This is a genomic window from Accumulibacter sp. (assembly GCF_029255125.1).
Taxonomy (GTDB): Bacteria; Pseudomonadota; Gammaproteobacteria; order Burkholderiales; family Rhodocyclaceae; genus Accumulibacter.
Genome location: NZ_JAPUVR010000124.1, coordinates 1 through 13,456 on the forward strand (window position 1 = coordinate 1; position 13,456 = coordinate 13,456).

Genomic DNA, 13,456 nt, shown 5'->3' on the forward strand with positions numbered 1-13,456 from the left:
GCAAGTCGAGGATTTGCTTGCCGGTGCAGACGCGGGTATGGCCGATACGCATGGTTTAGGTTCTGGGTAAAGAAACAAAGCCAAAATGCCGGATGCGTTCAACATAGCGTCCGTAGAACCATACCAGTGCTTCTGTCGCATCCTGGGTCTCGTAGAATCGGGTCATAACCTGGTTGTAGGCCAAGAGTTCCTTGGCGGTAATCATCATCGGCGGATAGCCGGCGCCCATGAGGATGCCGTTACAGAGAAACCGCGATGTGCGTTTATTGCCGTCGTAGAAAAACTGGATCAGGCTTCCCCAGAGAAAGACCAGGAAGGCGCGATGAATGGCATCGGGAATCATAGCCAGCGCCTGGCGGCCCTTTTCGAATAGCGCATCGAGCTGTTCTGCCGGGGGCACCTGATACTCCGTTCCCTGGATAAAAACAGGCCCATTGCGGAATACCCCCCACTCCAGGGCTTCGTCCTTGGCAACAATGCCTTGAATCGATTTTGCGGTGTCGGCGGTGAGCTCAAAGGCATTGTCTTTCACCAGACCCACTACAAAGGAGAGGGCATGATTGAGTCGCAACACCTGTTCTGCATCGGACAGGCGGTGCCCGCCGACCGTGATCCCATCGAGAAGCGTTTGGATTTCTGGAAAGGTGAGCGGATTGCCTTCGAGGGCGGCGGTGTTATAGACGAAGTCGACACGTCCGCGTTCGGCCACGAACAATGCCCGCCTTTTGTCTGGGGCGATGTCCACTGCCTCCCGCGCTGCTCGTACGGGCGCAGGGTCATACCCGAACAAGAGCGCCGGCTTCAAGTCAAGCGCGCTGACCACGGTCACCGGTGGGCCAGGTGATGATGCGGGTAGCGGGTATGGGGAGGTTTCGTCTTGGGTTTCCGGTGTGTTCATGGCGCAAGTGTATGGAGAAGGGACGTTTGGGGTAGTTCGATTGTGCCATGGGCTGTGCAAGACTTTGTCTCCTCGTTCGTCACCTTTCACATGCTACGGACAAAGTGGTGACTTCAGGGCCAATAAAAACAATCTTTTGGCGCGCTGCGGCGAACTTCGTGCAGGGCCACGCCGGGGCTGGAACTCTATTGCAAGGTTGGGGCAGGGAAATACCGTGGCGCCATGTCCGTAGAGGTATCAAGCAGACGCGGCGACGGTAGCGTGTGGCGACCTTGCCGCCTCGGCAATGGCAAAGCTTGATGCAGAGGTGATCGGCAAAGCTCTCGATGTTCCCGGCCAGGAAGCCGCAAACTTCGGAGACACGCGGGCCGGGGGCCTGGCGGGTCATCAGCGGGGTTGTCCCGCGCAGCGCTCTCGCTGAATCGATCAGGCGGGCCATTTCGCCTCTTGCGACGGTCTGCGGCTACCGGTTGGGTACTCGAGTGCGCGCAAGGGGAACATTTTCGCTTGCCTGCCGAGTCCCCACAGGCGTTGGCCGAGAACACCGGCGACGACAACTCGGCAGCTTGCCGCTCGGCGTTGCGCAAGCCGTTACCGGTGGCATGCGAAGGGCGCAGGAAGGCGCAGCAAGGTGCTTGCCTGCGGGGCGCCCTTTGTCCGGCCAACAGGCTAGCCAGTGGCGAAGCGGCTTTGCCTGGCCGACGGCCAGAACGTGTCGGACATCGGCTCACTGCGCCGGGTCGCGGGTGCTGCCCGGCGCGCGTAACCATCGGTTGCGATTTGTACCAATTGTTAACCTAGATCAAACCGTGGGGGCATCGCGTTCCGCTAGACTCAACGCAGCCATCGGCGCTTGGCAGATGGCCTTAACCAGTCTAGGGGGGACAGCATCGTGGCCGCAAACAGCCCAGGTTTTTGGGCAACACTCAAACGTCCGAGTGCCAGGTACTCGTTGCTGGCTCTGTTGTCGATCGGCTTCGTCGCCGGCGTCCTCTTCTGGGGCGGTTTCAATACGGCCATGGAAGCGACGAACACGCTCGAATTCTGTATCGGCTGTCATGAAATGCGTGATAACGTCTATCAGGAGTACAAGACGACCATTCACTACAGCAACCGTACCGGCGTACGCGCTTACTGCTCCGACTGTCACGTTCCCAAGGACTGGGGACACAAGATGATGCGCAAGATCCAGGCGAGCCAGGAACTTTACGGCAAGGTCATGGGGACGATCTCGACGCCCGAGAAGTTCGAAGCCAAGCGGCTTGAACTGGCGACGCACGAGTGGGAGCGAATGAAGGCGAGCGATTCGCGCGAGTGCCGCAATTGCCATTCGTTCTCGGCGATGGACATCGAGCGGCAGAAGGCGCGGGCCTCAAAGATGCACAAGATCGGCCAGGAGGAAAAGAAGACGTGTATCGATTGCCATAAGGGAATCGCCCACAAGAAGCCGAAGAACATGCCGGAAGAGCCAGACGAGTAGGCGCTGGCAACGGCCGAGCGAAGTCGAACCGAGCAACGACCGGGGGCGGACGAGGGTTTCAGTTCCGCCTCTTGCCGTTCACCATTGCATCAACACTACCGTGGAGTTTGAAATGAAGAAAACGAGCGTCACCCTTGCCGTCCTTGGTGCCTTGCTGACGTGCGCAGCGCAGACGGCGCAAGCGGCTCCCGATTGGGGCAAAGTGCCAAAGCGCGACGTGCAGGTGTTTCACGCTGGCGTTACGCCGATCGAGTGGATCATGAAGAAGTCGGACCACAGCGGTCGCACCGGACTGAACAAGGGCGAGAGCTGCGTTGGCTGTCATGAAGAGAAGGGTGGCCTCAATTTCGACATGAAGCGCCTGGCCGGCAAGGATCTCGAGCCGAAGGGCGCGCCCAAGACGATGAATTTCCCGGTTGCCGTTCAGGCAGCGTATGACAAGGACAACGCGTACATCCGGTTGAGCTTCAAGGCGCCGGGCGGCGGTGTGGACCCGGCCGACAAGGAGAACGAAGTCAAGGTCGCCGTCATGTTCGCCAACGACAAGGTGGCGCAGGGCGCACAGGTCGGTTGCTGGGCAACGTGTCACGCCGACGCGCGCACGATGCCGGGTGCCGACGACAAGAAGACGAAGTACACCAAGGACGGCGCTTACGAGCTGATGCAATGGAAGAGCGCCAAGGGCGCCAAGGTTGCCGATGGCCTGGTGAGCGACAAGCGCAACATGGAAGGCGGCAGCGCCGGCGTCAAGGCCGAGGGTGGCAAGGCGGGCGATACCTACACGGTCACCTTCACGCGCAAGCTCGCCGGTGCGCTGGCCGAAGGCAAGGCCGTTCCGTTCGGTGTCGCCGTGCACGCGGATCGGGCGCTGGGCCGTTTCCACCACGTGTCGATGGGTTACACGATCGGCTTTGGCGCCGACGGCGACATCAAGGCCAGCAAGCAGTAGGCGTTGCCCTGGCCGTCGCCGCAGGCGCAGCCGGGCGACGCCAGCTTGGCGTTGAGGCGGGCGGGCAGGGCACGGTTCCTGCCCGCGACTCGCTGGTGGGTGGCGCGGCGGTGGTGAATCCGCTGCTGGTGCTGCTGCCGCTTCGGCCACCGCTTGGCGCCTGAGCGAAGCTGATCGGCGCCGCTCGCAGCGGTGCGAGCGATAACAGTTACAGATCAATCCTCTGTCGCCTGCCGCCAGACATTCGGAGTAGAATGCGGGCTTTTTGCGAAAGCCCACTGTGGATCTGCTGCTCCTTGGCAAGGCGCTCATTCTCGGTATCGTTGAAGGTGTTACCGAGTTTCTGCCGGTGTCGTCGACCGGTCACCTGATTCTCACCGGCGATCTGCTCGATTTCAACGACGAGCGCGGCAAGTTGTTCGAGATCGTCATCCAGTCGGGGGCGATGCTCGCCGTCTGTTGGGAGTATCGGGCGAAGATCGGCCAGGTTCTGCGCGGACTCGGCAGCGACCGTGCGGCGCAGCGCTTCGCGCTCAACCTGCTCGTTGCCTTTCTGCCGCTGGCGATCATCGGACTGCTGTTCGGCAAGGCGATCAAGGCGCACCTGTTCAATGCGCCGGTCGTTGCCACCGCTTTCATCGTCGGCGGGCTGATCATCCTCTGGGCCGAGCGGCGCGAACATCGTATCCGCATCGAGTCGATCGACGACCTGTCGCTCGCCGACGCCTTGAAGCTCGGCTGCGCGCAGGCTCTGGCACTGATTCCGGGCACCTCGCGCTCGGGCGCGACGATCATTGGCGGCCTGTTATTCGGGCTGTCGCGGCGCGCGGCAACCGAATTTTCCTTTTTTCTGGCGATGCCGACGCTGATCGGCGCCAGCCTCTACCAGCTCTACAAGGAGCGCGCGCTGCTTTCGTTCGACGATATCGGCATGTGGACGGTCGGTTTTGTCGCTTCGTTCGTTTCGGCGTTCTGGGCGGTGCGCGGGCTGCTGCGCTATATCAGCACGCACGATTTCTCGGCCTTTGCCTGGTACCGCATCGCTTTCGGCGTCGTCGTTCTGGTCACCTGGCACTACGGTGTCGTTTCCTGGACGAGCCACTGACTTGGCTGCGCCACGTCTGCTCTATCTGCACGGCTTCTGTTCGTCGCCGGCGTCGTGGAAGGCGCGCCTGCTCCACGAGCGCCTGGCGGCAATCGGTCAGGCGGAGGCTTTCGTCTGCCCCTTTCTGCCGCCCGTGCCGCGCCGGGCAATTGCCGAAGCCGAGGCGCTGCTGGCCGAAGACGTGCCGACGACGCTGGTCGGCAGTTCTTTGGGCGCGTACTACGCCACCTGGCTGGCCGAGAAGTACGCGCTGCGCGCGGTGCTGATCAACCCGGCGGTCAGCGCGCCGGTGCTGCTTGGCGGGCTGGTCGGTCGGCACGTCAATTTCCATACGGGCGAGCCATTCGAGTTTACGCGTGAACACGCCGAGCAACTCGCGGCGTTCGCCGTGCCGCGCGTTTCGCCGGCACGCTACCTGCTGCTGGTCGAAACCGGCGACGAGGTGCTCGACTACCGGCTGGCCGTCGAGCATTACGCCGGATGTCGCCAGATCGTCCTTGCCGGGGGCGACCACAGTTTCACGCGCTTTCCCGATCTCTTGCCGCAAATCATTGAATTCTGCGGGTTATAATCGCTCGAATGCAGGTTCTATTCGAAGAAGACGGGGCTTTCCGGACGGCCGCGATCGTTGCCGACAACGATTCGTCGCTGCAGGTTGAGGCGGCTTCCGGCAAGCGGAGCAAGATCAAGGCGGCCAGCGTTCTGCTGCGTTTCAGCGAACCTGCGCCGGCGGCGCTGCTTGACGACGCCGAGCGCCTGGCGGCCGGGATAGAACCCGACTTTCTCTGGGAGTGCCTGGGCGACGAGGAATTTTCGTTTGCCGAGGTGGCTGGCGAGTACTTCGGGCACGCGGCGACGGCGGTCGAAGCGACCGCGCTGCTGCTCGCCCTGCACGCGGCGCCGGTCTACTTTCATCGCAAGGGTCGCGGTCGTTTCCGGCGGGCGCCGGCCGACATCCTGCAGGCGGCGCTGGCCGGGCTCGAGCGCAAGCGCCAGCAGGCGCTGAGCATCGCGCGCATGGTCGAGGAGTTGAAGAGCTTCACGCTGCCGACCGAGTTCAGGCCGATGATCAGCCAGTTGCTGTACAAGCCCGAGCGTAGTCGCAGCGAAGCCCGCGCGCTTGACGAGGCGTGCCGGGCGACCGGCCTCTCGGCGGTGCATCTGCTCGCCAGGTGCGGCGCGATTCGTTCGCCGCACGACTATCACCTGCAGCGTTTCCTGCTCGATTCGTTTCCCCAGGGCGTCGGCTTTCCACCCGGCGAAGCGCCGGTGGTGAACGCCGCGCTGCCGCGCGCCGAAGTGCGCGCTTTTTCGATCGACGATGCGGCGACGACCGAAATCGACGACGCTTTCTCGCTGCAGGCAATGCCTGGCCTGGGCTGGCGGGTCGGTATTCACATTGCGGCGCCGTCGCTCGGCATCGCTCCCGGTTCGCCGCTCGACGCAGTCGCGCGTAGCCGCCTGTCGACGGTCTATATGCCGGGCAGCAAGATCACGATGCTGCCGGATGCCGTGGTTGATCTGTTCACCTTGTCGAGCGGGCGCGACTGCCCGGCGCTCTCGCTCTATCTCACGGTCAGTCCGGAGTTTGAGATTACCGCGCACGAGTCGCGCCTGGAACTCGTCCCGGTCCTGGCCAATCTGCGCCACCACGATATCGAACCGCTGTTCAACGAACAGACGATTGCCGCCGGCTTGTCCGAGTTTCCCTTCCGCGACGAGTTGCTGACGCTCTGGCAGTTGGCCAATGCCTGCGAAGGCCGGCGTGGCAAGCCGTCGGCGATGCAGGGCCAGCACGACTACAACTTCCGGGTCGAGGGCGACATTGCCGATGCGGAAGCGTGCCGCATCGAAATCGCCGTGCGCCAGCGCGGCAGCCCGCTCGACAAGCTGGTGGCCGAATTGATGATCGTCGCCAACAGCACCTGGGGCGGTCTGCTCGCGCAACGCGGGATCGCCGCGATCTACCGCGTGCAGACCGGGGGCAAGGTGCGCATGAGCACTTCGCCGCAAGCGCACGAGGGGCTGGGCGTCAAGCAGTACGCCTGGTCGACGTCGCCGCTGCGCCGCTACGTCGACCTGCTCAATCAGTGGCAACTGGTCGCCTGCCTGCGCGGCGAGACGCCGCCGTTCGCAGCGCGCTCGGAAAGCCTGTTCGCTGCGCTGCGTGACTTCGAGCTGACCTACGCCGCGTACGCCGATTTTCAGCGCAGCATGGAACGTTATTGGTGCCTGCGCTGGCTGCGCCAGCAGGGAGTCGAGACGATCGAGGCCAGCGTCGGGCGGGAGAATCTGGCCCGGCTCGACGGCTTGCCGCTCGTCGTGCGCGTACCCTCGGCGCCGGAACTGAAAAGCGGGCAGCGCATTCGGCTGCGCCTGGAGTCGATCGATTTCCTGACACTCGAGCTTGCCTGCCGCTACCTGGAAACGGTCCGGGCGCCGGCTGCGCTGCTCGACGCGGCGGAAGCCGATGCGCTGGAGGTTGTCGATTGAAGTGAGCAGTGCTGCGTTTCATCCGGTCAGACGAGGCCAGGCTGAGCCGAGACTGGGGCTGGCGCTGGCGGTTTCGCTCCTCTTGCACGGCGTGCTGTTGCTGGTGCATTTCACTTTGCCGACGCCGCGGCGGGTGGTCGATGAGCGCGCGCTCGACATCGTCCTGGTCAATAGCCGCTCGGCTCGCCCGCCGAGCGAAGCGCAGGTGCGGGCGCAGGTCAACCTCGACAGCGGCGGCAATACCGACAAGGAGCGACGGGCGAAAACGCCTTTGCCGCCGGCGGCACGGCAGCAGGACGGCGACGAACTGCATCAGGCGCAGCGCAAGGTGCAGGAACTGGAAGCGCAACAGCAAAGGCTGGTCGCGCGCGCACCGAGCAAGGCGAGCAGCGCACCGGTCGCCGAGCGCGAGGTTCAGCCCGAGCCATTGGCCAGCGTCAATGGGCGCGATCTGGCGCAGAGTGCGCTGGCGATGGCACGAATCGAAGGCGAGATCGCGCGCGAACTCGACGACTACAACCGGCGTCCGCGCAAGAAGTTCATCGGCGTCCGCGCCGAGGAGTATCGCTTTGCCCAGTACATCGAGGATTGGCGGCAGAAGATCGAGCGCATCGGCACGCTCAACTATCCGGCGGCGGCACGCGGCAAGCTCTACGGCAGTCTGGTCCTGAGCGTCACGCTGCGCAGCGACGGCAGCGTCGCCAACGTCGAGATCAACCGCTCGTCAGGGCACAAGATTCTCGACGACGCAGCCCGCCGGATCGTCGCGATGGCCGCGCCGTTTGCTGCTTTTCCACCGGCGATTCAGGACGATACCGACGTTCTGGTGATCACCCGGAGCTGGAACTTCACGCAGCGCGACAGCCTGGAAACGAAGGCGCGCTGAAGGCATGAGCGAGCGCTACGCGGTCTTCGGCAACCCGATCGGGCACAGCAAGTCGCCGCTGATCCATGCCGCTTTCGCCCGCCAGTGCGGCGCGGAGATCAGCTACGAGGCGCGGCTCGCACCGCTCGACGGTTTCGCCGGCGGCGTACGCGAATTCATCGCTGCTGGCGGACGCGGCGCCAACGTCACGCTGCCGTTCAAGGAACAGGCTTTCCGCCTGGCGGACCAGCGCACGCCGCGCGCCGAGCTGGCCGCGGCGGTGAACACCTTGGTCTTTGCCGACGGGCAGATTCTCGGCGACAACACCGACGGTGCAGGCTTGTTGCGCGACCTGGTTGACAACCTGGGCTGCGCCATCGCCGGTCGCCGCGTGCTGCTGCTCGGCGCCGGCGGCGCGGCGCGCGGCGTCATCGCTCCGCTGCTCGCAGCGCGTCCGCACACGCTGGTCATCGCCAACCGGACGATCGACCGCGCCGAGGCGCTCGTCCGCCAGTTCGCTGCAGACGATCGGTTGCGCGCCAGCGCTTACGCGCAACTTGCCGGCACCTCGTTCGATCTCGTCGTCAATGCCACTTCGGCCGGCCTGAGCGGCGCGCTGCCGCCCTTGCCGGAGCGTGTATTTGCCGCCGAGAGCCTGGCCTACGATATGGTGTATGGCGCGGCGGCGATGCCTTTTCTCGCCTTTGCCCGGGCGCAGGGCGCTGCCCGGCTGGCCGATGGGCTCGGCATGCTGGTCGAACAGGCGGCCGAAGCCTTTTACCTCTGGCGTGGCGTTCGTCCGGCGAGCGCCCCGGTGATCGCCATGTTGCGCGCAACCGGCGCCTGATGCACCGCTTCACTGTCTGGCTGAAGCGCCTGCTGCTCGCCTTCTTTGCCCTGGTCGTCCTCTACCAGGTGTGGCTCTTCGCCTGGGTGCTGTGGTGGAACTGGGCCAATCCGCAGTCGACGCGCTTCATGGAAATCCGCCTCGCCGCCTTGCGCCAAAGCGACCCGCAGGCGCAGGTGAAACAGCAATGGGTCGACTATGAGCGCATTTCGCCGCACCTGAAGCGCGCGATCATTGCCGCGGAAGACGCCCGCTTCGTCGATCACGAGGGCTTCGACTGGGAGGGAATCCAGCACGCGATCGAGCGCAACCAGAAGAAGGGTCGAGTCGTCGCCGGCGGTTCGACGATCTCGCAGCAACTGGCCAAGAACCTCTTCCTGACTCCGGCGCGCACGCCCTGGCGCAAAGCGGAGGAGGCGCTGATCACACTGATGCTCGAAAGCATCTGGAGCAAGCGACGAATTCTCGAGGTCTATCTGAACGTGATCGAATGGGGCGAGGGCGTCTTCGGCGCCGAAGCGGCTGCCCGTCACTATTACGCGGCGACTGCCGGCCAGCTTTCGCCGAGTCAGGCGGCGCGCCTGGCTGGAATGGTTCCCAACCCGCGTTTCTACGACCGCAACCGGCACGCGCCGGGCCTGGCGCGCAAGACGGCGATCATTCTCGCCCGCATGCCGGCGGCCGAGCTTCCCTAGGCGGTCGGCCGCGCGCACTCGCTGGCGCGCTCTGCGCTAGTATGACGACTTCGTCCCTCGCCGCCCAAGTCCTCAAGGAGTCGTCCCGCATGAAGCTGCGCACCTTGTTTCTGCTGCTCGTTCTGGCTGGCATCACCGCCTTTTCGGTTCTCAACTGGCACGCCTTCATCACGCCGACGACGCTCTCGCTCGGCGTAGCCGAAGTGCAGGCGCCGCTCGGCGTCGTCATGCTTGGCATCACCGGTTTCCTGACCGTCTTCTTTCTGATCTTCGTCGTCTATGTCCAGGCGTCGGCGCATTTCGAGTCGCGCCGCCACGCTCAGGAACTGCAGGCCAACCGCGAACTCGCCGACAAGGCCGAGGCCTCGCGGTTCACCGAGCTGCGTGGCTTCATCGAAAGCGAACTCGGCAAGCTCGCCGGCAGCGGTGCGGCAGGCCGGGCCGACGCTGCCCTCGTCGAGCGCCTCGACCGGCTCGAACAGGTCCTGCTCAATGCCTTGCAGCAGACGGAGAACAGCCTGGCGGCGTACGTCGGCGAAATCGACGAGCGTCTCTCCGGCAAGGCGCCGCCGCGCTAGCGCCGTCCGCCGGATCGCGTATCCCGGCGATGCGGCGCAACAGGCTGGCATCCGGGCACGGCGGCTCGATCAGACGCAGCGTGCAGCCCGGCAGGGCCTGATCAAGCTGGAAAACGCGCTGCGTCGCGTGGCGCGAATTGCCGAAGGGCTGGTCGTGATGCTGGGCGACGGCCGGAATGTCGGCCACCAGAATATCCGGCGTGACGGTGCAGGCGCAATGCCGGCAGCCGAAATGCTTGGCGGCAACCCGTGCCTGCTCCATTCTGTCGTCGCTCTCGGCGCCGAAACCGATCGAGCAGGCAAACGCCGGCTTGCCGGTGACCGGCCGAGCATCCCGACCGCCGTCGCGCTGTCGGTGCCGCCGGAAAGGAAAGCGCCCACCTGCGCGCGGCCGGCGACTTCGCGCGGGACATAGTCAGTTGCGCATCAGCCCCCGAAAGGTCTCGCGCCCGCAGGCTGCACCGAATGCCGTTGTATTCTTCCGTTGCCGGAGATCTCTCAATCCTTCAGGATATCCTGTACTTGGTGTCTGAGTCGTGCGGCCCGGAATGCAAGACGTGCGCGTCATCCGCGGTGCCGGAATAGACAAGGAATTCGACAACGGTCTGGCGCAGGAGAGACCACTCGACGACCTTGACCGCGAGGTTCTCAAGACCGGGCGGGCAGCTTGTCAGCAAGCCACCGGCGCCTACGGCGGATTGACTTTGCACTCGGTTCTCCCCTATGTGGCGAAGACGAACCAGCGCGGCATCGACTGCCTCAAGTGCCATGATGTAGCCGATGTGGAAGTCATCGGCGCGACGAGCATCGTCATCAGTCTGGCGGACGACATGGCCGAGATTCACCGGATCGATCGCCGGCTCTGGATCGGCCAGGCGGTTGTCCAAGTGTTCATCTTCCTGCTCGTTCGTTTGATTGCTCGCAAGGCGGTTGCCCGGCCGCTCGGCGAGCGGTGCGACTCGATCACCGCCAACGGCCACGACAAGGACTTCACGCGTCGCGTCAGCGCTTGCGGGCGTGATGAGATCGGTCAGACCGGGGCAGCGCTCAATTGCATGCTGGGCGAAGTGCAGGACGCGCTGCACGGGATTCAGTTGTCAGGAGCAGCAGTCATGCGGGAAGGTGTATGTTCAACGTCGCTGCCATGTTTCTTTACCCCTTTTTTACCCAGGATGTAGAACACTGCGCACATCCTGAACCATGAGGCTGGGCAGAAACGTGTCGCTCTCTACCGTCTTCAAACGCCATCGCCATGCCGCTGCTGCATTCTTGTGCGTCGCGACGATGGTGCTTGCACTGCCGTTTCGCGACCGTGTCGATATCGCCAACATCGACATGCTGTTCCTGCTGACGGTTTTCCTCAGCGCCGTCTGGCTGGGGCGCGGCCCGGCCGTCATGGCAGTGTTGCTGAGCGTTGCCCTGTTCGACTTCTTTTTCGTTCCGCCCTATCTGTCGTTCGCCGTTGCCGATGCCCAATACCTCATCACCTTTGCCGTAATGCTGACGGTCGGTCTGCTGACTTCGCACCTGGTCGCGCAGTTGGCGGAACGCACTGCCCAGGCCCAGGAAAGTGAGCGCCAGGCGCGCCTGGCACACGCCCTTAGCCGTGATCTCGGCCTGGCGATGCATGTCGATCAGGTCGCCGACATTACTGCCGCCTTTCTCGATGAGTTCGACCTCAACTGCACGCTGATGACGTACGCTAGCGCTGCCCTGCGCCCGATGGGGAAGTCATCCCTAGCGTCGCTGGAGATGGGATTTGCCCAGTCTGCCTACGAGCACAACACCGTCATCGAGGTCGATACGCTGGCCGGCGCCAGCAAAATGATCGCTTTTCTCCCGCTGACCGTTTCCGATCGCGTCCTGGGTGTCTTGGCCGTCGGGCCGCGCCACGATGACGCTGGCCGCGTGCGCGAACTGCGCCCCTTCCTGGAAGCGGCTGCCGCGCAGATTGCGCTGATCGTTGAACATCTGGCACAGGCAGATGCGATTCGCGAGAGCGAGCTGCAAGCCAGCGAGGAACGCTTGCGCACCTCCATCCTGGCCTCGCTCTCGCATGACATGCGCACGCCGCTGACCAGCCTGGTCGGGCTCGCCGATGCCCTGGCACAGCAGAAGTCGCCATCCGCACAGATCATCACCGACACCGCCGCGGAGATCCGTGATCAGGCGCTCGGCATGCACCACATGCTTGCCAATCTGTTGGAAATGGCGCGGCTGCAAGGCGGAGACCTGCATTTGAACAAGGAATGGCAACCGATCGATGAAGTGATCGGTTCCAGCATCCGTCTGCTGGCCGGCGCTCTGTCTGGACGTCCGTTGGAGATTCGTATCCCGGAGGGGCTGCCCCTCGTCCATTTCGATGCCGTTCTGATAGAGCGCGTGATCTGCAATCTGCTGGAGAACGCCATCAAGTATTCGAGGTCCGGTACACCGATCCAGCTAGAGGTTGCCCTGCAACCGGATCGGCTCGATGTGGCCGTCAAGAATCAGGGAACAGGATTCCCGGCCGGAAGCTGCGACGCCGTCTTCGAACTGTTCGTTCGCGGAGACCCCGAATCCACCGCGGGCGGCACCGGCATTGGGCTGGCCATATGCCAAGCGATCATTGTCGCGCACAACGGACAGATTGCCGCAGAGAACATTCCGGATGGCGCCTGCGTGCACTTCAGCCTGCCGCTGAGTACGCCGCCGACATTGGCCGAGGAGTCCGCACCATGAGTGCAATGCTTGGCAGGGTGCTGATCGTCGAGGACGAGCCGCGCATTCGCCGCTTCGTCCGCGATGCGCTCGGTCGGGAAGGCTGCGAAACGTTCGAGGCCGGCGATGTCGGTGAGGGACTGGAGATGGCTGGCGCGCAGCATCCCGACTTGATCGTTCTCGACCTCGGATTGCCGGACCAAAGTGGACTGGAACTGATCCGCAAGCTGCGGGCATGGTCATCCATTCCGGTCTTGATCCTGTCGGCGCGCATCGCCGAGCAGGATAAGGTGACTGGCCTGGATGCCGGGGCAGATGACTATCTGACCAAACCCTTCGGGGTGGCCGAGCTGCTGGCGAGGGTGCGCGCTCTGTTGCGACGGCGTCAGCAGGAAGCACAGCCTTCGCCCGTCCGTCGTTTTGGTGACGTCGTCGTCGATTTGTCGCGCCGCGTGGTGCAGCGTTCAGGGTGCGAAATTCATCTGACGCAGCTCGAATACGGTCTGCTGGCGACGTTACTGGCCAACGACGGCAAAGTGCTGACCCACCGCCAACTCCTGCGCGAGGTCTGGGGCGAGGGCTATGCCGGACAGAGCCACTATCTCAAGGTCTATGTCAGCCGCCTGCGCCAGAAGCTCGAACCGAACCCCACCCAACCCCGATTCCTGCTGACGGAAACCGGGGTGGGCTACCGCTTTCAATCCTGATCCCGGAGAAGTCATGGCCTCTCATGTTTCCAACTCGCGCATGGCCGCTCTTTCACTGGCGGCGCTCGGCGTCGTCTATGGTGACATCGGCACCAGCCCGCTTTATGCGCTCAAGGAGGTGTTTGGCGGCGCGCATCAC

15 protein-coding genes are annotated in these 13,456 nt (G+C 63.8%); 13 read left to right on the forward strand and 2 right to left on the reverse strand.

The genetic code is table 11. From position 1 onward, the window contains the following. Positions 1–55 precede the first annotated feature (55 nt). Positions 56–898, reverse strand: a complete 843-nt coding sequence (locus Q1L59_RS13105; RefSeq protein ID WP_300332876.1) for a Fic family protein — start codon at positions 896–898, stop codon at positions 56–58. Between the two features lie 892 nt (positions 899–1,790). Here Q1L59_RS13105 and Q1L59_RS13110 point away from each other — a divergent pair. The 9 genes from Q1L59_RS13110 to Q1L59_RS13150 all read left to right on the forward strand — a co-directional run bounded on the left by Q1L59_RS13110 (position 1,791) and on the right by Q1L59_RS13150 (position 9,910). Beyond that, on the forward strand, positions 1,791–2,378 hold the full coding sequence (locus tag Q1L59_RS13110) for a NapC/NirT family cytochrome c (RefSeq protein WP_300332879.1): 588 nt from the start codon (positions 1,791–1,793) through the stop codon (positions 2,376–2,378). A 112-nt stretch (positions 2,379–2,490) separates the two neighbouring features. Beyond that, positions 2,491–3,327, forward strand: a complete 837-nt coding sequence (locus Q1L59_RS13115) for an ethylbenzene dehydrogenase-related protein (RefSeq protein WP_300332881.1) — start codon at positions 2,491–2,493, stop codon at positions 3,325–3,327. 280 nt (positions 3,328–3,607) lie between these two features. Further along, entirely contained in the window at positions 3,608–4,432 is an 825-nt protein-coding gene (locus tag Q1L59_RS13120) for an undecaprenyl-diphosphate phosphatase (protein WP_300332884.1), read from the forward strand. A gap of 1 nt (position 4,433) precedes the next feature. Then, on the forward strand, positions 4,434–5,003 hold the full coding sequence (locus Q1L59_RS13125; RefSeq protein ID WP_300332886.1) for a YqiA/YcfP family alpha/beta fold hydrolase: 570 nt from the start codon (positions 4,434–4,436) through the stop codon (positions 5,001–5,003). A gap of 8 nt (positions 5,004–5,011) precedes the next feature. After that, the gene (locus Q1L59_RS13130) at positions 5,012–6,925 is read left to right on the forward strand and encodes an RNB domain-containing ribonuclease (RefSeq protein ID WP_300332888.1); all 1,914 of its coding nucleotides are present in this window, start codon (positions 5,012–5,014) and stop codon (positions 6,923–6,925) included. Continuing rightward, complete coding sequence (locus tag Q1L59_RS13135; RefSeq protein WP_300332890.1) at positions 6,903–7,811, forward strand: TonB family protein; 909 nt, start codon at positions 6,903–6,905, stop codon at positions 7,809–7,811. Before Q1L59_RS13130 ends, Q1L59_RS13135 begins: the two co-directional genes overlap by 23 nt. 4 nt (positions 7,812–7,815) lie before the next feature. Then, positions 7,816–8,637 (forward strand): shikimate dehydrogenase, encoded by an 822-nt coding sequence (aroE, locus tag Q1L59_RS13140; RefSeq protein ID WP_300332891.1) that lies wholly within the window; start codon positions 7,816–7,818, stop codon positions 8,635–8,637. Next, entirely contained in the window at positions 8,637–9,332 is a 696-nt protein-coding gene (gene mtgA / locus Q1L59_RS13145; RefSeq protein ID WP_300332894.1) for a monofunctional biosynthetic peptidoglycan transglycosylase, read from the forward strand. The genes aroE and mtgA overlap by 1 nt, the downstream gene beginning before the upstream one ends. Positions 9,333–9,421: 89 nt before the next feature. Next, entirely contained in the window at positions 9,422–9,910 is a 489-nt protein-coding gene (locus Q1L59_RS13150; protein ID WP_300332896.1) for a LapA family protein, read from the forward strand. Here the strand turns inward: Q1L59_RS13150 and Q1L59_RS13155 are convergent. Continuing rightward, complete coding sequence (locus tag Q1L59_RS13155; RefSeq protein ID WP_300332898.1) at positions 9,822–10,172, reverse strand: hypothetical protein; 351 nt, start codon at positions 10,170–10,172, stop codon at positions 9,822–9,824. The genes Q1L59_RS13150 and Q1L59_RS13155 overlap by 89 nt on opposite strands. Positions 10,173–10,467: 295 nt before the next feature. On the opposite strand from Q1L59_RS13155, the gene Q1L59_RS13160 reads away from it, so the two are divergent. The 4 genes from Q1L59_RS13160 to Q1L59_RS13175 form a co-directional block, all read left to right on the forward strand. Further along, positions 10,468–11,088 (forward strand): methyl-accepting chemotaxis protein, encoded by a 621-nt coding sequence (locus tag Q1L59_RS13160; protein ID WP_300332900.1) that lies wholly within the window; start codon positions 10,468–10,470, stop codon positions 11,086–11,088. Positions 11,089–11,110: 22 nt separating this feature from the next. Further along, positions 11,111–12,631: a DUF4118 domain-containing protein gene (locus Q1L59_RS13165; protein ID WP_300332904.1), complete on the forward strand. Its 1,521-nt coding sequence runs from the start codon at positions 11,111–11,113 to the stop codon at positions 12,629–12,631. After that, entirely contained in the window at positions 12,628–13,317 is a 690-nt protein-coding gene (locus Q1L59_RS13170) for a response regulator (RefSeq protein ID WP_300332907.1), read from the forward strand. The genes Q1L59_RS13165 and Q1L59_RS13170 overlap by 4 nt, the downstream gene beginning before the upstream one ends. Positions 13,318–13,330: 13 nt before the next feature. Continuing rightward, a partial coding sequence (locus Q1L59_RS13175; RefSeq protein ID WP_300332910.1) for a KUP/HAK/KT family potassium transporter occupies positions 13,331–13,456 on the forward strand: 126 nt, incomplete at its 3' end.

What these genes read in the sequence shown, in the direction of transcription:
- Q1L59_RS13105 (WP_300332876.1), bottom strand. Translation starts at nt 898, where the DNA reads ATGAACACACCGGAAACCCAAGACGAAACCTCCCCATACCCGCTACCC.
- Q1L59_RS13115 (WP_300332881.1), top strand. Translation starts at nt 2,491, where the DNA reads ATGAAGAAAACGAGCGTCACCCTTGCCGTCCTTGGTGCCTTGCTGACG.
- Q1L59_RS13130 (WP_300332888.1), top strand. Translation starts at nt 5,012, where the DNA reads ATGCAGGTTCTATTCGAAGAAGACGGGGCTTTCCGGACGGCCGCGATC.
- Q1L59_RS13135 (WP_300332890.1), top strand. Translation starts at nt 6,903, where the DNA reads ATGCGCTGGAGGTTGTCGATTGAAGTGAGCAGTGCTGCGTTTCATCCG.
- aroE (WP_300332891.1), top strand. Translation starts at nt 7,816, where the DNA reads ATGAGCGAGCGCTACGCGGTCTTCGGCAACCCGATCGGGCACAGCAAG.
- mtgA (WP_300332894.1), top strand. Translation starts at nt 8,637, where the DNA reads ATGCACCGCTTCACTGTCTGGCTGAAGCGCCTGCTGCTCGCCTTCTTT.
- Q1L59_RS13150 (WP_300332896.1), top strand. Translation starts at nt 9,422, where the DNA reads ATGAAGCTGCGCACCTTGTTTCTGCTGCTCGTTCTGGCTGGCATCACC.
- Q1L59_RS13155 (WP_300332898.1), bottom strand. Translation starts at nt 10,172, where the DNA reads ATGGAGCAGGCACGGGTTGCCGCCAAGCATTTCGGCTGCCGGCATTGC.
- Q1L59_RS13165 (WP_300332904.1), top strand. Translation starts at nt 11,111, where the DNA reads ATGAGGCTGGGCAGAAACGTGTCGCTCTCTACCGTCTTCAAACGCCAT.
- Q1L59_RS13170 (WP_300332907.1), top strand. Translation starts at nt 12,628, where the DNA reads ATGAGTGCAATGCTTGGCAGGGTGCTGATCGTCGAGGACGAGCCGCGC.